Origin of the sequence: Natrinema halophilum (genome assembly GCF_013402815.2) — an archaeon.
GTDB classification, from domain to species: domain Archaea; phylum Halobacteriota; class Halobacteria; order Halobacteriales; family Natrialbaceae; genus Natrinema; species Natrinema halophilum.
Genome location: NZ_CP058601.1, coordinates 20,516 through 41,793, shown reverse-complemented (window position 1 = coordinate 41,793; position 21,278 = coordinate 20,516). Strand labels below are relative to the sequence as shown.

General features: G+C 60.5%; 19 protein-coding genes. 10 read left to right on the top strand and 9 right to left on the bottom strand.

What is annotated here, in order from left to right; translation table 11 throughout:
- The first annotated feature begins 261 nt into the window (after positions 1-261).
- From HYG82_RS21020 to HYG82_RS21005, 4 genes are read left to right on the top strand one after another with little or no spacing between them, the layout of a single operon-like run.
- Positions 262-735 carry a 30S ribosomal protein S15 gene (locus HYG82_RS21020; RefSeq protein WP_179259115.1) on the top strand — a complete coding sequence of 158 codons (474 nt, stop codon included), beginning with the start codon at positions 262-264 and terminating at the stop codon, positions 733-735.
- Between the two features lie 6 nt (positions 736-741).
- Positions 742-1,995 (top strand): exonuclease, encoded by a 1,254-nt coding sequence (locus HYG82_RS21015; protein WP_179259114.1) that lies wholly within the window; start codon positions 742-744, stop codon positions 1,993-1,995.
- Positions 1,992-2,342: a KEOPS complex subunit Pcc1 gene (locus tag HYG82_RS21010; RefSeq protein ID WP_179259113.1), complete on the top strand. Its 351-nt coding sequence runs from the start codon at positions 1,992-1,994 to the stop codon at positions 2,340-2,342. Before HYG82_RS21015 ends, HYG82_RS21010 begins: the two co-directional genes overlap by 4 nt.
- Positions 2,343-2,346: 4 nt before the next feature.
- The gene (locus tag HYG82_RS21005) at positions 2,347-2,988 is read left to right on the top strand and encodes a 30S ribosomal protein S3ae (protein ID WP_179259112.1); all 642 of its coding nucleotides are present in this window, start codon (positions 2,347-2,349) and stop codon (positions 2,986-2,988) included.
- Between the two features lie 150 nt (positions 2,989-3,138).
- Here the strand turns inward: HYG82_RS21005 and HYG82_RS21000 are convergent, their stop codons facing one another.
- Together HYG82_RS21000 and HYG82_RS20995 are read right to left on the bottom strand one after the other, a co-directional pair.
- Positions 3,139-3,444, bottom strand: a complete 306-nt coding sequence (locus HYG82_RS21000; RefSeq protein WP_179259111.1) for a putative quinol monooxygenase — start codon at positions 3,442-3,444, stop codon at positions 3,139-3,141.
- A 78-nt stretch (positions 3,445-3,522) separates the two neighbouring features.
- On the bottom strand, positions 3,523-3,960 hold the full coding sequence (locus HYG82_RS20995; RefSeq protein WP_179259110.1) for a cupredoxin domain-containing protein: 438 nt from the start codon (positions 3,958-3,960) through the stop codon (positions 3,523-3,525).
- A gap of 179 nt (positions 3,961-4,139) precedes the next feature.
- Here HYG82_RS20995 and HYG82_RS20990 point away from each other — a divergent pair, with 179 nt between their 5' ends.
- From HYG82_RS20990 to HYG82_RS20980, 3 genes are all read left to right on the top strand, one after another.
- Entirely contained in the window at positions 4,140-4,865 is a 726-nt protein-coding gene (locus HYG82_RS20990; protein ID WP_179259109.1) for a protein sorting system archaetidylserine synthase, read from the top strand.
- Between the two features lie 66 nt (positions 4,866-4,931).
- The gene (locus tag HYG82_RS20985) at positions 4,932-6,275 is read left to right on the top strand and encodes a HEAT repeat domain-containing protein (RefSeq protein WP_179259108.1); all 1,344 of its coding nucleotides are present in this window, start codon (positions 4,932-4,934) and stop codon (positions 6,273-6,275) included.
- 141 nt (positions 6,276-6,416) lie between these two features.
- The gene (locus HYG82_RS20980) at positions 6,417-8,207 is read left to right on the top strand and encodes a phospholipase D-like domain-containing protein (protein ID WP_179259107.1); all 1,791 of its coding nucleotides are present in this window, start codon (positions 6,417-6,419) and stop codon (positions 8,205-8,207) included.
- Between the two features lie 93 nt (positions 8,208-8,300).
- On the opposite strand, the gene HYG82_RS20975 is transcribed toward HYG82_RS20980, so the two are convergent.
- The gene (locus tag HYG82_RS20975) at positions 8,301-8,729 is read right to left on the bottom strand and encodes a metal-dependent transcriptional regulator (RefSeq protein ID WP_179259106.1); all 429 of its coding nucleotides are present in this window, start codon (positions 8,727-8,729) and stop codon (positions 8,301-8,303) included.
- A 121-nt stretch (positions 8,730-8,850) separates the two neighbouring features.
- A complete protein-coding gene (locus HYG82_RS20970; protein ID WP_179259105.1) occupies positions 8,851-9,345 on the bottom strand; it encodes a ferritin-like domain-containing protein in 495 nt (164 codons plus the stop codon).
- 92 nt (positions 9,346-9,437) lie between these two features.
- On the opposite strand from HYG82_RS20970, the gene HYG82_RS20965 reads away from it, so the two are divergent.
- Complete coding sequence (locus tag HYG82_RS20965; RefSeq protein WP_179259104.1) at positions 9,438-9,611, top strand: hypothetical protein; 174 nt, start codon at positions 9,438-9,440, stop codon at positions 9,609-9,611.
- Positions 9,612-9,704: 93 nt separating this feature from the next.
- Here the strand turns inward: HYG82_RS20965 and sufD are convergent, their stop codons facing one another.
- The 3 genes from sufD to HYG82_RS20950 are packed head-to-tail and all read right to left on the bottom strand — an operon-like array spanning position 9,705 to position 13,323.
- Positions 9,705-10,925, bottom strand: a complete 1,221-nt coding sequence (gene sufD, locus HYG82_RS20960; protein WP_179259103.1) for a Fe-S cluster assembly protein SufD — start codon at positions 10,923-10,925, stop codon at positions 9,705-9,707.
- A 1-nt stretch (position 10,926) separates the two neighbouring features.
- The gene (gene sufB / locus HYG82_RS20955) at positions 10,927-12,357 is read right to left on the bottom strand and encodes a Fe-S cluster assembly protein SufB (protein WP_179259102.1); all 1,431 of its coding nucleotides are present in this window, start codon (positions 12,355-12,357) and stop codon (positions 10,927-10,929) included.
- Between the two features lie 60 nt (positions 12,358-12,417).
- Positions 12,418-13,323 (bottom strand): ABC transporter ATP-binding protein, encoded by a 906-nt coding sequence (locus HYG82_RS20950; RefSeq protein ID WP_179259101.1) that lies wholly within the window; start codon positions 13,321-13,323, stop codon positions 12,418-12,420.
- Between the two features lie 352 nt (positions 13,324-13,675).
- Here HYG82_RS20950 and HYG82_RS20945 point away from each other — a divergent pair, with 352 nt between their 5' ends.
- Both HYG82_RS20945 and HYG82_RS20320 read left to right on the top strand, forming a co-directional pair.
- Entirely contained in the window at positions 13,676-14,638 is a 963-nt protein-coding gene (locus tag HYG82_RS20945) for a hypothetical protein (protein WP_179259100.1), read from the top strand.
- A gap of 9 nt (positions 14,639-14,647) precedes the next feature.
- Entirely contained in the window at positions 14,648-16,213 is a 1,566-nt protein-coding gene (locus tag HYG82_RS20320; protein ID WP_179259099.1) for a hypothetical protein, read from the top strand.
- Between the two features lie 466 nt (positions 16,214-16,679).
- Here the strand turns inward: HYG82_RS20320 and HYG82_RS19290 are convergent, their stop codons facing one another.
- Both HYG82_RS19290 and HYG82_RS18475 read right to left on the bottom strand, forming a co-directional pair.
- A complete protein-coding gene (locus HYG82_RS19290) occupies positions 16,680-19,418 on the bottom strand; it encodes a DNA-directed DNA polymerase (protein WP_179259098.1) in 2,739 nt (912 codons plus the stop codon).
- A 112-nt stretch (positions 19,419-19,530) separates the two neighbouring features.
- Entirely contained in the window at positions 19,531-21,159 is a 1,629-nt protein-coding gene (locus HYG82_RS18475; protein ID WP_179259097.1) for a carboxylesterase/lipase family protein, read from the bottom strand.
- Between the last annotated feature and the right edge of the window lie 119 nt (positions 21,160-21,278).

Below are 21,278 nucleotides of genomic sequence, written 5' to 3'. Positions count from 1 at the left end.
ACCCCTCTGCGATCGCCCGTCGAACGTCCTGAACCTCCGTGCGCACTGACGCGGGGACCCCCCGTTTGCCGACGCGAAGACGATGTAGAAACCCTTTAGTCGACGACGACTGAAACCCCAGTGGGAAACGCACGGCCGCAAATCTGACAGCGCCACTCGCTCTCTCGGGTGGCTTGGGATTGCGGAAGTGTACAGCGAGGGCCGGTTGTGTCGGCTTTCGACGGTATATTCGAGCGGTCAGTGCGGTTCCTATCCTCACCAATGGCACGAATGCATACCCGCCGCCGCGGCTCGTCCGGTTCGGACAAGCCGTCGGCAGACGAACCCCCGGAGTGGAGCGACGTCGACCCGGATGATATCGAAGACCGGGTCGTCGAACTGGCAGAGCAGGGCTACGATCCGAGTCAGATCGGAATGAAACTGCGTGACGAAGGCGTCACCGGCACGCCTGTCCCGGACGTCAAACTGGCGACCGGGAAGAAGATTTCCGAGATCCTCGACGAAAACGACGCGAGAGCGGATATTCCCGAGGACCTCCGGAACCTGATGGAGCGTGCGGTTCGCCTCCGCGAACACGTTCGCGAAAATCCACAGGACTACCAGAACAAGCGCGCCCTGCAAAACACCGAATCGAAAGTACGCCGTCTGGCAGACTACTACCGCGGCGACGAACTCGAGCCAGACTTCACGTACACCTACGAGGTCGCAGTGGAACTGCTCGAAGACGTCGAGTAATACGACATGTCCACTGAGGGTCGATCCGTCGAACTGACATCCGCCACGCGCGCACTCGAGAGCGCCGGCTTCGTCCGTCTAGTCGTCCGGGCGGACGGTGACGCACTCGCGGCGAGCGGACTCCTCGCCAGCGCACTCACAGCCGACGAGACGCCGTTTCAGGTAACCGTCGGCCGAACGGTCGCAGAGCGTTCGGAGCGCGTCCGTACGCCGACGGGCGACGACGACGTCACGATCGTCCTCGGGAGCGCTAACGGAACCGACGACGATACCGTCGTCCATCTCCCGGCAACGGACCGACCCGCGACGCTCGAGGCTGTCGATTACGTCCGCGAAATCGGTTCGAACCCAGATCCGGTACTCGCCCTCGCCGGCGTCGTCGCCAGCGGCGGCGAACCCGGGGCGGGCGAAAGCGAGTGGCTTCTGGAGGCTGCCCGCGACCGCGGACTCCTCGAGCAGCGCCCGGGCGTTGCGGTGCCGACGGCGGATACGGTCGACGGCCTCGCTCACACTACGCGAGTGCGCGCGCCGTGGTCCGGTGATCTCGGCGCGACCCGCGATGCGCTCGACGATATCGCCGGCGACGACCCGGACAGCCTGACCGACGACGACCATCGAACGGTCGGATCGCTGGTTGCGCTCGACGTCGTCGGTGCCGAAGAGGCAGCCGATGTCGCCGCAACAACGATCGGGCGCGTGTTGCGGCCGTACGCAACGCCGGATCGTCCCTTCGCGACGCTCGGCGGGTTCGCCGACGTCCTCGAAGCGACGGCGAGGACGGAACCCGGTACGGGTGCCGCACTCGCAATGGGTCACGACGTAACAGACCCGGCGCTTTCCGCCTGGCGCGACCGCGGCCGACGCGCTCACGCCGCACTCGCAGAGGAAACGACCGGCCGCTACGACGGGCTGTTCGTCGTCAGCGTGGACGACGGGCCCGTCGAGGCAGTCGCCCGGATCGCGGCGGACTATCTGTCGCCGGAACCGGCCGTCCTCGCCGTTGGAACCGGCGAAGCCGCGGTCGTAACTCGCGACGCCTTGCCTCTCGGCGCAACCGTCGAAGGCATCGCTCGCGAACTCGAGGAGGCAGAGTCGGATACGGAGCGGACGACCGATTCCGACACCGATCCGGGAACCGAACCCGGCTCCGACTCCAGTACCAGCGCCACCTACGACGTCGGCCATCGGCGCGGTTACCTGCGATACGACCCCGGCGTGGACGAGTCGACGATCATTGCGACAGTGAGGGATCTGCTATGAGCCGCCGAGCGACGATCCGGACGGCCCACGACGATCCAGCACTCCTTGCACGAGCACTTCGACCGGATAACACCGACGACATGACCACGATGGTCGAGCGAAACGACGCTGAACGCGCAGTCGGCGACGATGAGGCCGCACGCTCGCATCGCGACGACGCTGGTGCCACGGTGGTCACGCAAATCGACCGGGACACGACGAGCGGCCTTCGAACGACGGTCGACGACTACGTCGTCAATCTCGAGGTCGCAATGGAGGTCGCGACGAACGCTCGAACGGTACAGCGCGCACAACCGACGGACACGGGACCTGTGTCCGACACCAACAGCGACTCAGATACGAGATAACACAATGAGTGAACGATCAGTTTCACGTGCAAAACAGGAGAAGCGGTGGTACACCGTCCTGGCACCCGAGCAGTTCGACCGCCAGGAACTCGGCGAAACCCCCGCTGACGAACCGGAAAAAGTCTACGGCCGAACGATCGAAACGACGCTCGGCGAACTGACGAACAACGCAAGCGAGAACAACACGAAGCTCACGTTCAAAATTACCGACGTGGGCAGCGACAGCGCATACACGGAGTTCACGGAACACTCCCTGACCCGTGACTACCTGCGCTCGCTGGTCCGACGGGGCGCATCGAAAATCGAGGCCTACATTACCGTTCTCACGACGGACGACTACCGCGTCCAGATCCAGCCCGTCGCCTTCACGACGAAAAAAGCCGACGCGAGCCAGGAGAAAGCCATTCGCGAAACGATGGTCGACATGGTCGAAGACGCCGCCGCCGAACGGTCCTTCGAGGAACTCATCGACGGCGTCGTCGAAGGCCGTCTCTCCTCGGCGATCTACGGCGAGGCGAAGACGATCTACCCACTCCGTCGCGTCGAGATCCAGAAAGCGACCCTCGAGGCTCACCCCGAAGAAGTCGCCGAAGAGGAAGCGACCTCGGTCGACGTCGACGACGAAGACATCACTGCCGACGACTAATATCGATCGACGAGCGCAATCTCCTTTCGTTGCAACGCGTTCCGTTTTGCTCTACGAACGCGTTCGACCCGTCGCCAACGACGAGTCACGAGAGTACTCTGTACGCTCCGGGCGACAAGTCACGAGGGGATCGACGCTTCGACCGCCGAGTCAGAGGTCGACTTCGGACGCTGAGTCGACGTCGAACCGAGTGATGGTGGGTTCGCCGGCGAGCAGGTCCGGGAGCGCAGCTCCGAACTCCCTGAAGTGGTCCGACTGGGAGTGGGCGTCGAGCGCATCTTCGTCTTCGTACTGTTCGAAAAAGCGGACGACGTTCGGATCGGAGACGTCCGTCGCGGCCCGGTAATCTAGTACGCCGTCCTCGGATTGAGAGTGGGTGACGAGTTCGTCGATCAACTCGAGAGCTTCGTCGCGGCGATCTGGTTCGACCGGAAAACTCGCGCTGATTACTATCATGCGACAGTGTCATTCTGGCGCCAGTAGATAAAAATGCCCCTGCCGGGCCGTTTCGATGCAGCGAGGCGTCGACGTTCGTCACTCTGAAACGACGATTTCACCGGTCATGTTCGCTCGTTCGTGGGGGATACAAAAGTATTCGTACGTTCCCGGAACGTCGAAGGTGTGTTCGAACGTCTCGCGCGTCCCGATACCGCCGCCGCGCTCGTCCCGCCACGCGTCGTAGGCGGTTTCCTGATCCTCGAAGCCGCCGGTGGCGAAGAAGGCAGCTTCATCGGGAATGAGGTTTTCGTATGCCGTGACGGTGTGATCCGCCTCGCTCGTGTTTTTCCAGACGACGGTCTCGCCGACGGTGATCTCGTGGGTTTTCGGGAGGAATTCGGTACGGTTCATGCCGATGTGGCAGTCTTCGCCGCTGCACGGATTGTCCTCGAAAACAGCGAGTGCTGACGAGCACCCCGCCAAACCGACCGAGAGGGATGTTCCGACGGCGGCGAGATAACGGCGCCGGTGCATAGCAGGACCTTGGGAGACTCGCCGTATAACCACCTCGGTTCAGTCCACGAAACTGGGAATCTCACCGATCGAACTGACGAACGGTGGTTGTACTGTCGCTGAACCGAGAATACGGACGGGAGCTCGGAATCCCATAGAAACGAAAACACGTAAGGTAGCTCCCCGTCGAATCCGGGCATATGCTCCCCCGGTTCGTCGGTCGGCTAGGCGTCGCCGACGTGGTGACGATCGCCAACGCCGCGCTGGGGTTCGTCGCGGTCGTCGTCGCGACCGTCGATATCGAACTCGCTGCGCGACTTATTTTGCTAGCTGCCATCGCAGACGGCCTCGACGGAATCCTCGCGCGCCGGTATGGAGGCACCGACGCCGGTCCATATCTAGACTCGCTTGCCGACGTGGCCTCGTTCGCCGTCGCCCCCGCGGTTCTCTCGTTCGTCGTCTTTACCGACGGCCTCGAGATCGAATTCGACGCAGTCAGCACTGAACTCCTGATCGTGACAGTGATCTGTGCGCTATTCGTCGCGATGGCCGTTACGCGCCTGGGGATGTACACCGCCTACGACATTTCCGGCAGTTACACCGAGGGTGTTCAGACGACGCTCGCCGCGACTGTCCTCGGCGCAGCGATTTTGGCCGGGGAGACCCAACCCTGGCTCATCCTCGGAGTAACCGCCGCGTTCTGTTACCTGATGGTCTCGAAAGTGCAGTATCCCGACCTGTTGGCTCGAGATGCCGCGATTATGGGCGTCGTTCACGCGCTCGCCATTCTGGTTCCGGATATCGGCGGCCGGACGTTCCCGTACGCACTCCTGACGCTCGGGCTCGCGTACATGACGCTCAGTCCGTGGTTCTACTGGCGCGAGGACGGACAACCGGACGCGGTCGGCGTGCATGGAAACGCTTAGGGCCGTGCTGACACGATAGTATGGTATGCACACTGTCACGCGTCGGTATCGTCCCCGGGTGGTACGATGAGCGAGGACGAGGCGAACGGTGACGACACGGCCGCCGGGGAGGAAGCGGGCGAGGAGGAAGCCGCAGACCTCGAGGCGATCGACGACCGACTCGAGGCACTGGCCGACGAGCTCGAAGACCTCCAGGCGGAACTCGAGGCAGCCGATACCGAAGGCGACCTCGACGACGTCGAGGCCGATCTCGATTCGTTCCGCGACGAGGTAGAGGGCGTCGAGATACCGGAGCCGCCGGAAACCGACGAGGAGGAGGAAGAAGACGAAGAACCCGCTCCTGAGGAGAAACTACAGGAGCGACACGACGACATCGAGAGCGACCTCTCGGATCTCGAATCCGACCTCGAGGATCAGCGTGGCCCCTACGGCGAGGACGTCGTAAGCGAAATCGACAGTGTCAGCAACACGATCACGAACACCCGCTGGACCGAAGAGGGAACGGCGGAGCTTATCGAAGCTGTCGACGACTTTCTCACCGAACTCAACGACCTGCTGAACAGTTCGGTGACGCTGGTCAACGAAGGCGAGGACGTCCCCGAACAGCTGGATTCGACCCTCGATTCCGCGGTCGAGGCCGTCGAGGCCGCGGAACTCGACGCCGACGACGACGCCGACACGATCGCCAGCCTGCTCGAGGCGACTGACGACCTCGAGAGCGACGTCGACGACGCAACCGAATGGACGGACCTCGAAGTCCGCGAGCGACTGCGCCGCGAAGGGTACTACGACGTACTCGATCACGTCAAAGACTTCCCGCCGGAGTGGCACGCGCTCAAGGTCCACGAAAAGCGAGGGAACGTCGACATGATTCTGCTGGCGCTGGAAACGTTCGGCTCGGACTTCATGGAAGAACACTGCATGGAGGCCCTCGAACGGATGGGCCCCGAAGAGGCCATCGAGCCGATGCTCCAGAAGGCCAACCGCCGGGATCAGGCGGCGATGCGAGTCCTCGGTACGATCGGCGTCGCCGACGACGAGATCATCGAGACGCTGCTCGATTACGTCGATTCCAATCCGAATCTACAGGGCCCGGCGTTCCGTGCTCTCGGCGAAATCGGCAGCGAGGAGGCGGTCCAGCCGATCGCCAACCAACTCGTCGCCGACGAAGCCGACGTCCGCAGCTGGGCCGCCCGCGCGCTCGGCTTGATCGGCGACACTCGAGCCATCGACCCGCTCGCTGACGTACTCGAAGACGACGAATCCGACCGCGTTCGAGCCAGCGCCGCTTGGGCACTCACCCGAATCGGAACCAAAGACGCACTCGAGGTCGTCGCCGACTACGACGACGATCGTGCCTATCTCGTTCAGGCCGAAGCCGAACGCGTCGACCTCGAGCCGGCCGCCTGAGACCGCCATTTCTCGGATCCACTCTTCGGTTTGGTTCGTTGTGCCCCAGCAAACGGACCTTCGGTGGCATCGAACGATCACACGTTCTGAGAATCCGTCACATCCCGCAGTTTAAGTACGGAAGAGCAGCCAGACGGAGCGATGAACGTCCGGCGAGCCATCCTCATCGCCGCCCTCGTCTGTACTCTCGTCGGCAGTACCGCGTTACTCGTCGAGTTCACCATCACAGACGACTCGTCGACTGCCGGACCGGAACCGACTCGAGCAGTGACACCTTCGAACCCGAATTCGACCACTCTTGATTGCCCCGCTCGAGCATCGACGGCCGTCACCAACGAGTCGCAGCCTCCCCCGCAGAAGACATCGGCGGACCCGCGGATCGTCGGCCTCTACCCGAACCCAATCACCGATGAGAACGTCGGGGAGTTCGTCGTCCTCGATGTCCCGTCCCAAACGGGAGTCAGAAACTGGACGCTTTCAGACGGCCATACGTCGGTGGGAATTCCGAACGAGACGGGGGCCGGCCGTTTCGCATTGAGCACCGCTCCGAACGTCACCGAAACGATGACCGACGTACCCGTGTTCGGTCTCGAGGGACACCTCCGGCTCGCGGCAGACGGCGACACCCTTCGACTTCGAAACGGAACGACGACGGTCGACTCGGTGTCCTACGGTCGCGCCCCGGAAGCCGAACGATGGTACCGATCTTTCACTCCAACCGACCAGACGGTCGGCGGGACGGACGGTCAGTGGTGGCCCCGAGACGCGACCTGTCTCCCCATCTCGAGTGCTGCGGTCGATGAGGCGAACCTGTTCGTCCTTCCGGATGCCCCGAACGTTCCGCGAGAAACGATCCGATCAGCCGACCACCGGCTCCTGCTCGCCGGCTACACCATCACCTCCGAGACTATCGCCGCCGACCTCGTGGCAGCAGCAAACCGCGGCGTCGACGTCGCGGTGCTCCTCGAAGCGAGCCCGGTCGGCGGTACACCGGCGCCGACCGAAGCGGTCCTCGAGACGCTCGAACGTGGCGGCGTCGACGTTCGAGCCATCGGCGGCGAGGGGGCGCGCTACCGGTATCACCACCCCAAGTACGCGGTCGCAGACGATAGCGTCCTGGTTACCACTGAAAACTGGAAGCCAGCGGGCGTCGGGGGCAAGAGCAGCCGTGGCTGGGGCGTCCGTCTCGAGGACGAGACACTCGCATCCGACCTCGCTCGGGTCTTCCGGGCCGATTTCGAGGGATGGGACACGACGGGTAGCACGGCGTATCGAGCGAATACCTCGTTCGTCGACGACGAGGCTCCGACCGTTGCGTCCTCCGAGCCGCGATTACCGAGAAACCACGAACCGACGACGGTCTCGATCGACTCGGCCGAACTCCTGGTCGCACCGGACAACGCCGACCGCCGATTGCAGGAGCTCATTGCTGCGGCAGATGACGAACTACTCGTCGTTCAACCGCGCATCGCCGCCGACGTCTCGCTGCTCGAGTCGACGATCGAAGCGGCTCGCCGCGGCGTCGACGTTCGTATCTTGCTCGGTTCGACGTGGTACAATGCCGAGAAGAACGAAGCGCTCGTTGCCGACCTCGAGCGCCTCGCGGCGAACGACGATCTCCCGCTCGAGATACGACTGGCCGAGAACACAGGTCGGTTCGAAAAAATTCACGCGAAGGGGGTCGTAATAGACAGGGACGTGGCGATCGTCGGGAGTGCAAACTGGAATTCGAATTCGCTCGAGAACAACCGCGAGGTACTCGTCGCGCTCCACGGCGAGTCGGCCGCAGATTACTACGCATCAGTCTTCGAGGCCGATTGGTCGGGAGAGAGGTGGCAGCTGCCGATCGGAATTCTCGTCCCGGCCATCATCGTTTCCGCTCTCGCCGCGGTCGTCGGCCGACGCTACGTGCGCTTCGGCGAGCTTCGGTGACAAACACAGACGCGAAACCGACGGCGGTGTCGGCCGAAGCGGTGAGTATTCTTCGTGTCGCCGTTGGTATCCACGCCGACTGTCTCCGCGAACTCAGTCTGCGCGGCCGCCGACCTCGAGTAGTTCACAGCAGTCCGCCTCGGGGTCGAAACAGTCCGGACACTGATCGGGACGGTCGATGATCGTGTCGAGTCGGTCGGCGACCGTATCGTCGATGACGCTCTCCAGTGCGCGCGCTTCGTCGCGAAATTCCTCGACCTCGAGAACGTTTGCGAGGAAGCGCTCGATGATACAGTAGGTTTGCAAGGCGTTGTGAGCGCGTTCGAGACCGTCGTCGGTCAGACTCGCCCCCTTGTACTTCTCGTGGTCGACGAGCTCGCGTTCCTCGAGCTTCCCGATCATTTCGTTGACGCTGGCCGGACTCACCTCGAGTAAGTCTGCGAGCGTTCCAGTCGATGCAGGTCCGTCTTCGATCCGTTGTGCCAGGTAGATAGCCTTGAGATATTGGTCGGCAGTGTTCATAACAACCCTCCAGCGGTATGGCTTCGTGCCGCGTCAGCCCCTCGCCGGCGTGGTGGAATCCGGGCGTTGGTTCGCTCGCCGAACGGTATTGGATCAGGTTCGTTCGGCACGGTCGTCCCGATCATACTCTGTGTTCCATAATCTCCGTTACTTCTTCGACGCCGTTCTTTTCCTCCTCGCGAATCGAATACAGCGTCTCGAGTAGTCGCTCGCGGTCGACGGCAAACTCCGCATCGGATGCTTCGATTGCGCCGATCAGGTCGTCGTAAAATTTGTACGCGGTCTCTTCGTTCGCCAGTTGATCGTAGAGGACGCCGTCCGTGTCCTCCGGCGGCCCGTATTGGGCGTCGACCAGTGCGTTAATCTCCTCGTACCCGACCGTTTCAGCCTCGAGATCGTCGATCAGTGCCTCGAGTCGCTCGCGGTGCTCAGCCGACTCTGCCGCGGCCTCCGCAAGCAACTCTTTTACTTCTTCGTCGAATTCCGCCCGCTCTTCCGGAGGGAGCGAGTCGATGTGGTGGGCGGCGCGTGACTCGACGACTTCCTCCAATACGACCCCGATCTGGAGCAGTCGGGTCAGCTGATGATCGCTCGAGACACGCTGTCCCAAACTCATGGGTGAATTACTGGACCGTCGGTACTTATGCTTCCCTATTGCTGGCATCGACCGGCCGGTACCGTTTCGACGGTCCGATGGGACGAACGCACATGACTCGAATCGAGTCTTCCGGGGACGGAAAACGCCGTCGTTCGCGTCTCTCGTTCGGAATTACCTCCCGCTACCCCGGTTCGTCGACGATTTACCTCTCGTATCTGCTTTCTCTCCCCGTCCTCGCCCAGCCCGGCCAACAGCAGTTCGAGGCGACGTGGTCGAGCGTCTGATGGCGAGAGCCCGCACTCTCTCCGTACCCAGCTCTTGCAACTACCGATTCGAACACAGGAAAAATCGCACAGCTGTCCGCAAGCGACCGGCGACTAGTCGCGGTTGCGAAGTCGCGCGGCGATCAGTTCCTCGAGGTCGTCTCTGAGTTCGTCGACGTCGATTTCCTCCAGGACGGGCACAAAGAAGCCCTCGACGAGCATATTCCGCGCGGCGCGCGGGCCGACGCCTCTGGAGGTCATGTACAGCAGGTCCTCCTCGTCGATCTGGCCGACAGTCGCCGAGTGGCTGGCCTCCGTGTCGTGGTTGTTGATGATCAGTTTCGGAGACGCGTCGGCTTCGCTCTCGTCGGAGAGCATCAGTGTGTTCTCGCGCTGGTAGGAGCTCGTATCCCAGGCGTCGGCACCGACGTCCTGAACGCCTTCGTAAACCGAACGAGCGACGTCGTCGGTAACGCCGCGCGTGACGAGATCGGCCGTGGTGTGTTCGGCGCGGTGCCAGACTTTCGCATCGAGATCAAAGTGCTGATCGTCGTGCCCGTAGAATGCACCGACGATTTGCGTTTCCGAGGAGTCGCCGGCGAGCTCCGTCGAAACTTCCGTCTTGGTCAGTTGCGTGCCGAGGTTGCCTTCGATCCAGTCGATCGTGGCGTAGGTGTCGGTGACGCCGCGTTTGACGGTGAAGTTGTAAGCCTCCTCCGAGAGGTTCTGGAGGCTACCGTACTGAACGTAGCTGTTTTCGCCGGCAACGACCTCGACGATCCCGCTGTAGTACTGTTCCTCGGCTTCGTCGCCGGTCGATTGGCGCTCGAGGAGCGTCACCGAACTCGATTCCTCGGTGACGACGAGCGTGTAGTTGAACAGCGATCGCGAGTTCTGTTCGGTCCGGACGGTGACGTCTTCCGCGTCGACGCCTTCGGGAACGTAGATTACCGTTCCGGTGCTAAAGAGCGCCGTCGAGAGGGCCGTCAGGTAGTTCTCTTGAGGGTCGACGACGGACCCGAAATGCTCCTGCAAGAGATCGTCGTGCTCCTGAACCGCTTTAGACCACGGGAGAACGTCGGCCTCGTCGGGTCCGACCTGATCCTTGTCTTCGGCCGCGTTCAGCGGATCCACGAGCGACTCGAAGTCCAGTTCGTGGAGGTTCGTCCAGTCGCGGCCGGGCGTCCGGATGACGTCCGGCATGTCGAGCTCCTCGAGGGCGTCGAGTGCCTCGAGACGGGTCTCCAAGAGCCAGTCAGGCTCGTCGAGCTCTCCCGAGATTTGGCGGACCTGTTCTTCCGTCAGATTGGCGTGTACCTGTGTTCCGGCGCTCATATTATCCGAGGCTCCCCTCCATCTCGAGTTCGATGAGGCGGTTGAGTTCGACCGCGTACTCGATTGGCAGTTCCTCCGTGATCGGCTCGATGAAGCCGGCGACGATCATCTTCTTGGCGTCGTCGTCGTCCAGACCGCGGCTCTGGAGGTAGAAGATGTCCTCGTCGCCGATCTTGCCGACGGTCGCCTCGTGTGCGACGTCGACTTTCGATTCCTCGATTTCCATGTACGGCATGGTGTCCGAGGTGGACTCGTTGTCGAACATCAGCGCGTCACACTCGACGGCGGTCGAGGAGTTCTCGGCACCGTCGGCGATGTGGACGAGGCCGCGGTAGTTGGTGCGGCCGCCGTCCTTGGAGATCGACTTGGATTCGATGGTCGAACTCGTGTCGGGCGCGTTGTGGTAGACCTTCGCGCCGGTGTCGATGTCCTGGCCCTCGCCGGCGAAGGCGATGGTGATGTGGGTGTCGGTCGCGCCGCGTCCCTTGAGGATCGTACATGGGTAGAGCATGGTCGCTTTCGAGCCCATGCTTCCCGAGACCCACTCCATCGTGCCGTTTGCCTCACAGATGGCGCGCTTGGTATTGAGGTTGAAGGTGTTTTTCGACCAGTTCTGGACGGTCGAGTACTGAACGTGTGCGTCTTCGCCGACGAAGACTTCGACGCCGCCCGAGTGGAGGTTGTGGGTGCCGTACTTCGGGGCGGAACAGCCTTCGATGTAGTGGACCTCGGACCCTTCTTCGGCGATGATGAGGGTGTGTTCGAACTGGCCCATCCCTTCCGAATTCATCCGGAAGTACGCCTGGACGGGCATCTCGACGGTGACGCCCTCGGGCACGTAGACGAACGATCCGCCGGACCAGACGGCTCCGTGCAGCGCAGCGAACTTGTTGTCGCTTGGCGGCACGCAGGTCGTCATGAAGTGCTCTTTGACGAGCTCGGGGTGTTCCTGGACGGCCTTGTCCATGTTGCAGAAGATCACGCCCTTTTCCTCCCACTGCTCTTGCATGTTCTGGTAGACGACCTCGGACTCGTACTGGGCGCCGACGCCCGAGAGGGCGTTCTTCTCGGCTTCCGGAATGCCAAGTTTGTCGAAGGTGTCTTTGATCTCGTCGGGCAGTTCCGTCCAGTCGTCGACGCCTTCACGCTTGTCGACGTCCGGGCGGATGTAAGGGATGATCTCTTCGACGTCCAGTTCGGAGAGATCCGGCATGCCGGGCCAGCCAGACGGCATCGGCATGTTCTGGTACTGCTTTAGTGCGCGGAGGCGCCGCTCGAGCATCCAGTCGGGCTCGTCCTTGTCGTCGGAGATCATGCGAATGACCTCTTCGGTCAGGCCCTTCTCGGATCGAACTGCGGCGTTCTGGTCTTTCTTGAACTCGAACCGGGCCTCGGTGTCTGTCTCTTGTAGGTGGTCTTGATCGGAACTCATAGTTTGATGTAGTTGTGTTTACGGCTGTAGCGTTATTACGGTTGTTCTAGCCGAATCCGGTTACGCGGTGCCGTAGACTTCGTCGCGGACCCAGTCGTAGCCCTTGTCCTCGAGTTCCTTGGCGAGTTCCGCACCGCCACTCTTGGCTATCTGGCCGTCGAGCATTACGTGAACGTGATCCGGCTCGACGTAGTCGAGGATGCGCTGGTAGTGGGTGATCTGTAGGATTCCGGTTCCCTGCTCGTCGCGAAGCGCGTTGATTCCGTTCGAGACGTCCTGAAGGCGGTCGATGTCGAGACCGGAGTCGATCTCGTCGAGGACAGCGATCGACGGCTCGAGGATGGCTGCTTGCAGCACCTCGTTCTGTTTTTTCTCGCCGCCTGAGAAGCCGGCATTTAAGTATCGCTGGGCGAACTTCTCGTCCATGTCCAGTTGGTCCATCTTCTCCTGAAGGATTTCCTGGAACTCGGCGACGCCGACGTCACCATCGTCTGCGGGACCTTCCATCGGGGACGTCTCGAACCCGTCGTCTTCGTCTGCCTCCTCGCTTTCGTCATCCTCGAAGAGTTCTTCGCGTTCATCGATCTTTGCGTTTAGTGCCGTTCGAAGGAAGTTCGTCATCGTAACCCCTTCGATCTCGGCCGGATACTGAAACCCGAGGAAGATGCCGATCGCGGCACGCTCGTTCGGCTCGAGATCGAGCAGATCCCAGGTTCGCTGGTCCTCGTCGATATCGATATCGTCACCGAACTCGCCTTCTTCCAGGTGGAGCAGGACTTCACCGTCAGTGACCTCGTAGGCGGGATGGCCCGCGATGACCTTCGCGGTCGTCGACTTCCCGGAGCCGTTCGGCCCCATAAGGGCGTGTATCTCGCCCGATTCGACCTCGAGGTCGACGCCCTCGAGGATCTTCTCGTCGCCCTCCGCTACTTCCGCATGCAGGTTGTTTAGTTGGAGACGTGCCATAGTACTCTGTCGTGCGAAGAGTGGGGCGTATGACTAATAACGGTTTCGTATGATGTTGGATACGGTGATGAATCCACAAGAATATTTTCGAAAACGGAAACTCAATCGAGTTCTTCCGTCACTCGTCGCAGCGCACTTCTGGACGAGCTCAGGACGGAAAACCGCTGTACTTTTCGGATCCATATCGTTGGGACTGTATGTCATACACCCGATACCTGAGTCACTTTTTACTGTTACTGGACGGATTTTTCTCCGTTATGTATCGTAATTCCATCCCTAAAATTTAGTATATAAAAATATGTTTTAATATCATATGGGAAAATTTATGCACATACTGTAATGTTGGAATTTTATGGCGTGGCAAAAGCGCGCTGAAATGGAAGCACTGGTGGGGAGTATTGTCGACGAAAAACTCGAGGAACGCGAGAACGCTCGAGAGTCCTCTGGCGTTTCGAGACGTCGGACGCTCGGTTTGGCTGGGGTCGCTGGACTAGGTGCGCTCGGCGTCGGTTCCCGGTCGGTTAGGGCGGATGACGGCGCGTTACATATGAGTCAATCCATCGACCTGAGCGACAACGATCTGCAGAACGTGGCGGCGATCGGTGGGACGCTGACCGATGGAAACCGCATCGAATCGCTGGCAGGTGAAAACCTCTCCGTGTCGGAGGGACAACTCAACGCCGTCCCCGGCAGCAGCGGCGGTGAAATCGGGGACACGATCCAAAATCGGCTGGATGAAGCTACGACTCGTCTCGAACTCGTCGGCGGCACGGGGAACAACTGGCGTGTTGGACCGGCCGAACCGGTCGGCGATCCTCATCTTCACGGCTCGTTTGGCCTTCGATTCGCGACTGACCGCCCGCTGTACCTGGGTGAGTGCCAAATCGAGGCTAATTTGGCAGGGCAGTTTACACCTGCGTTGTACGAGTACGATCCGGAGACGGACGAACTGGTCGAACAGGTCGATACGATTACGATCCAGACAACCGGGAGAAAGCAGACCATCTTTCTGGACTTTCTGGCTGAAGAACCTGGCGAGTACTTGCTGACGCGGTTGATTCCTTTCAAAAAGGGGAACGAGGGAGACGAGAACGACAACCTCGAGCCGGCCCCGGATAGTGCGTATAAACCGACGGACGACGCCATCGAACTTCGACGAGGCGGGTACGATGGGTATACCGGTGATTCGAAACACGGTGTCACGGTTCACGGCGGATACAACCCGTATTTCACGCACTACGACGGCCCGAGTGACACGAGCGATTCCCACTATTATTATCACAACCTCGAAATTTCGACGACGGAGAGCGTTTAGGGTGTGACAATGGAGAACACTATCGACCAAATCGAGGCGAGTATCGCGTCGTACAGAGAGATGAAGCGCCAGCGTCTGAATAAACTCAATACCGCTGGTGGCGTCGATACTGATGACGTACCCCCCGACGCCAGGGGCCTGTGGCACGAAATGCCACCGGATCCACGAGAGATAGACGATCTCGGAGTGACGAAAGCATACGAAACGTATCCGGAGGAAAGTTTAACGAGTATAATTCAAGGCGCAGCGGACAGAGGTGAGATCGTCGACCTCGGCTCTGAAACGTACACGTTCAAGGAGAAGAATCTCCCCGTCGAGTTGAGATCCGAACACCAAGTCTTCGGCATCGTGGGCAACGAATCTGATCCCGCGACGATACGATTCGAGGAGATACGAAAAGGACACGGCAAAGCGATTTTCTTCCAGTCGAAGCAAAGCAAGGTGGAAAATCGGGTGAATTCCGGGTATCTCTACAATGTTGTCTTCGATATTTCCGGAACGACGGCAGAAGGACACACCCCGGATGCCGGGATCATCAGACTGTTCGTCGAAGACGAATTCTGGGCGCACAACGTCGTTCTGAAAGGGAAGCGCAAACGATATCAGACTGTAGATGGCAGCCCCACTGCGGTTGGTGGATACTGTACGTGGCTCGTCGATATCACTTCTGAAGACGGCACAGCGTTCCATCATCGGGTAAAACTCGATGACGGGATGGAAATTCATCCCCAGCGAGCGATCGAGGCCGTTACCGACGGGGCACCTTCTGTCAAGTTTTACCAGGGTATCCCGTTTGGAAATGCCCACAACCACTACGGTACCGCCGTATACAAGGACTGTTCCGTAGCTAACTCGCCCGGAAGTGGATGGTACCTCGGTAACAAGCGGAAAGCCGACGAACCACAACCGGATTCGCCCAGTATGGTTTCCGAAAACATCCTCTGGAACTGTGAGGCTCGCAACTGCGCGATGCGAATCGGCGGCAACGACAAAATAATCGGCGGGCGGGTCGTATACGACGGCTATTGGTTGGACCGGGCGGAAGCGCTAGCGAATTCATCGGGATGGTCCGCTGCCGAGTGGCTAGAACCCCCCGGAGACATGCACGGCCTTCATACCGCACGTGCGCTAACCCTCGAGGAAGGAAAGAACGTCGAAGTTATCGGATTAGAGATCGACACGAGCTTCTTTTTGAGAGCTATCGACGTTCGAAAGTTCCTCGAGCACGCTACACTGGAGCGAGTCGTGATGAAGACGGGCTGGCTCGATGGACTCAGCGGAATGGACACGATTGGAGCGGCTGCGAGAGTGAGCGGACGCAAGAGCCCGACAGTTGAGATAAAAGATTGTTATTGGTACGACGATAACGAATCACGAAACAAGTACGATACACCGTATACGTTCAAAGAGGGAACAGAGGTGATTGCAGACGGATGGGAATTTGCCACGGAACACTCCGGGTATGACGTCGTTGTCTACAATTCACTGACTGTTGACGGCACGACTTATACGCCAACACCTCATTATTATACTGCTTCGGACCTCGGGGTAGCGGATCCCCGCCCCCTTCCGTAGTTCGACTCCAAGAAAAGAGAAACGTCACAGGCCGAACGGGCGGTCGTATTCGGTTCGCCCCGTTACTGGCTTGGATACCCCGTATTCGATCACTAATCCAGTCGATCGTCTGCCATGTTCGTTGCATACCAACGTATACCGTCCTCGACCATCGAACGGCCTGTGTCAGACGACGTTACCGTGGCCAGTTCACTTCTGGCCGATTTCACCCCTTCCCAAGATTTGGCGATTGCCTCGAGGGATCTCTGGACCTGATTTGCTCGAGCGCCACCCAGGATGTCATCCATGGATCGAGCGACTCGAGATTGTGTCACGAGCAGCGATAGTAGGGAGCAGATGTCTTCGAGCGGCGATAGTAGGGAGCAGGTGTCTTCGAGTGGCGACAATCGAGTCGTAATATCCGCCTACTACGGTTCAGTCCGTTGCATAGAGAAGAAACGGACCACTCGTCCGTCGAGTCTCCCCATTACATGAAACTGTCCAGCCCTTTCTGCTCCTGCCCGCTTTTCACTTCGTCCCACGAGATATCGAGCGCTTCGAGGATTCGTTCGATCGGCCCCTGCAGCGTCTTCTCGAGCATCTTCTCGGAGTCGACTTCGAACTCCTCGGGTACCTGATCTTCGTACTCGAAGCAGATGACGTCTGGATCGCGCTTGAAGGCGCCGTAGAGCGGATCAGTGCGTGCGTCGAACCCTTCTTCGTCCTCGAGTCGTTCGAAAAACCGCGGATCGACGCGCTCGAGGTAGAGTCGCTTTGGTTTGCTGCCGCGCTGGAAGTTGGTGCCAAGCAGCAGGTTGGCGTACTTCGCGCCGCGGACCTGGGCCGTGTCGGTATCGTAGTTGTCCAGACGCTTTCCGATTCCGCCGGGAATCCCGATGTCCTCGAGCGAAACCTCGCCCGCTAGCACGTCTTCGATGATGCCGTTGATGTACTCTTTTGCGCCTTCGACGTCGCCGTCCTTGACGATCATCTCGATGACCTCGTGCTGGACTTCCTTGGTGATAGGGGCGATGTCCGAGCGCTGGTATTCGAAGCCGACGATGTCGACGGTGTCGACGTCCTTTCCTTCCTTCCAGGTGATGTGACCCGCGTATCGTTTCTTCGTCCCGGCCTGGAAGAACCGCCGATAGAGCTTCTCGAATTCGATCTGGAACCGGTGGTCCTGGGCGTTCAAATCCTCGCGCGCGAAGTCGTCGTAGCGACCGTTGATGTACTCCTCTATCTCGAACGACTGCTCGAGGGCCTCGGCTTTCGAGACGTCGGGTCCGAGTTCGAGCATGACCGAATCAGTGTCACCGTACGCAACCTGATAGTCGATTTCGCTCGCGGCGGTCTCGGTGAATTCGATCACATCGCGGCCGGTCGCGGTAATCGCGGATGCCGCTTCCTTGTCGTAGAGCCGAAACTGTTCCCATCCCGACACACCGTACAACGAGTTCATAATAACCTTTACTGCACCTTGCTGGCGGTCGTACTGTTCGTATTCTCTGGTGCCAGGCTCGTACTGGTTCCGCAGCGATTTCTTCTCTTCGCGTTCGGCCAGCAATTCGTTGATCATCTCGCGCATGACGCCGTCGGGTTCCTTTCGGAAGTGTGTCGGCTCGGGTTCGGTCGGTGCAACGAACGTCTCGCCGTCGTACTCGTCTGGATCAACCCGCGTTTCGGGTGATGCGTTGACGGTCACCATACACATCGGGTACAGCGACTTGAGGTCGAGCACGGTGACGTTTTCCTTGACACCCGTGATCGGCTCGAACACTGCTCCGCCTTCGTACTCCTCGCCGGCCTCCTGCTGACCCTTCGAAGGCAGCGAAAACCGCCCGTGTGCTACGTGGAGGACGTACATGTCGACCGCGTCGCCGGGCGTCGGCGCATCCTCGAGTTTACAGCCGACGAACGAACGCACTTCGTCCCAGAAGGCGATGATCTCCTGCTGGCGGTCGAGTTCGACGCAGAGTTCGACGTCCCGAAGGTTGTACTCGAGCAACCGCGTCGGGTCGCCCTCCCAGAGGTCGCCGATGTCGCCTGCATACCGTTCCTTGCCGACGCCGAGTTCCTCTTCGCCGACGGCGTCGAGCCGATAGGAGTCGAGTTCCGAAAAGACCGTTCGCTGATAGGCATAGAGCAGGTCGAAAACGATGCGCCCCTTGATATCGGGGCCACCCCAGTTGCTCCGCCAGACCTCGTCGACCCGGGAGAGGCGGTCGACTGTCAGGTCGTACTCGTGGTGGGAACCATCGAGTTCCTCGAGGCGGTCGAGGAAGTACGGTGCGTCGAAATCCTCGAAGTTCCACCCGGTAAGCAGGTCCGGATCGGTGGTTCGAACGTACTCGATGAACGCCTCGAGCATCGCTTCCTCCTCCTCGAAGCTTCGTACCTCGTGGTCGATTTCGCCCTCGATAGGCTCGTAGTCTGTTATCGTAGACGGGATCTCACCGTCGCCGATCGGGGCCTCGTACAACCACATGACGTACTCGTCACGGTAGGAGTCGTGACTGGTGAGGCAGACGATGGGTTCCTCCCCATCCTCGGGGAATCCGGAGCGGTCGTCGACCTCGATGTCAAATGTACAGACGCGCGGTTGGGCGTCGACGGCGACTGCCTCGACCTCGTCGTGAGGGACGATCAACGAATCGTCGTCGGCCCGTCGCTCTGGAATCCGAATCCCGCTTCGGATGTCTTTATCTATCAGAAACCGATTCGGAAACAGGATGTCTGCCTCGTAGTGGTCGAACTCGTCGCGCACCTTCCCGACGTCCCGGGGTGTCTGTCCGAAAATTTTTGTGAGTTTCTCGCCACGGATGCTCTCGTACGGTTCGCCGTCCTCGCCGTACTCTCGGCTTCCGGTAAGGCGGTCGTACTGCTCCTCGGGCGGTCGCTCGAGCGAGTTCGACGGCGCGTAGAAGTAGGGGCGAAAGCCGACGACCTGGACGTGTTCGAGATCGCCATCGGGTGTGCGTCCGAAGACGTGCACGATCGGTCGCTCCTCGTCGCCGTAGCCGGCGATCGTATAGTCGACCTGCATCACGGCAAGTTCGAGGTCCCCCTCGGCTTCGGGGAGAGTCTCTTCTATGACGTCGATCACCTCTGCAGCGCCGGACCCGCCGTTGCCTGCGACGGCAGCCGCCTCTTCCGCTGGCCGGTCGTCAGTCACGTCGGAGTCACCGCCGAACTCCGTGAGTCCGGTCTGGCCCGCCTCAGTCATGATGCCGTGATTCGCAGTCGGCGGATAAAAACCCCTGCAATCACCGCCGGCTAGGCCGTCACGTCGGTCGTCCCCGATCGGGTTCATGTCGGTCGGCCACGCCGGCCCCGAGTCAATCTTCCGAGAATCCGATGTGGCGCCTGTATCCCGGATACCAGATGACACACTCGTCTTTCGTTCCACACTGCGGAATGACTTCGGTTTCGGTGAGCCGGATCTGTCGCTGTTCGCTCGCGGTGAACTCCGGCCACGCGGGTCGACGGTCGCTGTTCGGATTCCCGGTTTCGGCGAACGTCGTCCAGTAGTCCCGTATCCGTCTGGAGAGTAACCTGTCAGACGACCCGATCTGACCCGCCGCGTACTCGCCTTCCGGAACGGCTCTACCGAAGACGTACGGAAGTTCGGCCGCGTGATAGGCACCCACGTCATCCGCAAACCACGGGAGAGCGACGAGCGGGTGGGTCGGTGTGTCGTCGAACAGGTATCGATAGACGGTGCCTCCGTTTTCGTCGATCCACTGTGCCACCAGCCGGTCGCGACAGAGGAAGGCGGAATCCGTCGTCGCATCGATGAGCGCCTTCTTCGGCGTCTCGTATGCCTCCGCCGGGTAGGCCTCGAGAACGGCATCGGCGAGCTCACCGTAGCGTTCCCGGATCGCCGTCTCGTAGGCATCGTCCGTCGGGACGGCATCCTGGAGGAGGAATAGCTGCGTTTCGTCGTCGTTGCCGCCAGTGAGCAGCGGGACGTCGTGGAACTCACCGTCGAAGAACCGTCTCGCGGGATTCTCGACGATAACCTCCCCGTCGACGACGACACCTAACGGACCGTCCAGCACACCATTTCCGGACGAATTCGACGATCCCGCGTTCAGGATCGCTTCCGGCGATTTCTCGCGAAGGCAGCCGGCCGCATCGCGTCCGGTACATCCGAGTTCCGTCGCGATTGCGACGCCAGCCTCGGCCGCTTCCTCACGAGTCGAGAGGTCGCTGATCGCGGGACCGCTCTGGCAGATGACGCGGTGAAACAGTCCTTCCGTTTCCGGATCGGTCATCAGCGTCAGCACCGCGTTTCCGCCGGCCGACTCGCCGAAGACCGTCACGTTGTCCGGGTCGCCGCCGAAGGCTCGCACGTTCCGTTGCACCCACCGAAGCGCTGCCCGTATATCCTGATATCCCTGGTTGACATTTCGAGAATTTTCCGCGAGGAGGTCCGGATGGGTGAAAAACCCGAACGGGCCCAGCCGATAGTTAATCGCCACGACGACGACGTCGCCGAACGCCGAGAGGGTTCTCGAGTCGTACCGATTGTTCCCCGTGGTGTAGCCCCCGCCGTGAATCCAGACCATCACCGGTCGCGGATCGTCACTCGTCGCATCCACCGGGGTCCACACGTTCAGATTGAGACACGCCTCGCTCCCGGAGATTCCGCTCGAGTCGCCACCGGTAATCTGGGAGAGTCCACCGCTCTGGACGCACTCCGGACCGTACTCGGTCGCCTCGAGGATACCATCCCATTCGGCAGGGATCTCCGGCGGTCGCCATCGACGGTCGTCGATCGGCTGTTTCGCGTACGGAATTCCCTTGTAGACGTTCGTCGGTCCGACCTGCACCCCGGAGACTGGGCCGCTTTCGGTCATCGCCTTCGGGCTGAATTTCGGTGTTGAACTGCCGATACCGCTTGTAGCACCGACCGTCACGCCCGCGAGCAGGGCCCGTACGTATGGCCGCCTGCGTATATCCATCTGTTATCGCCAGACGATACTGTAAATATTGTCATCAACTCACTCCCGCTCATCGGATGTCGTTTATTACGGGGATGCTCCCGGAGAGCTGCCTGGGCAAGAAGACATTTAACTTGGTA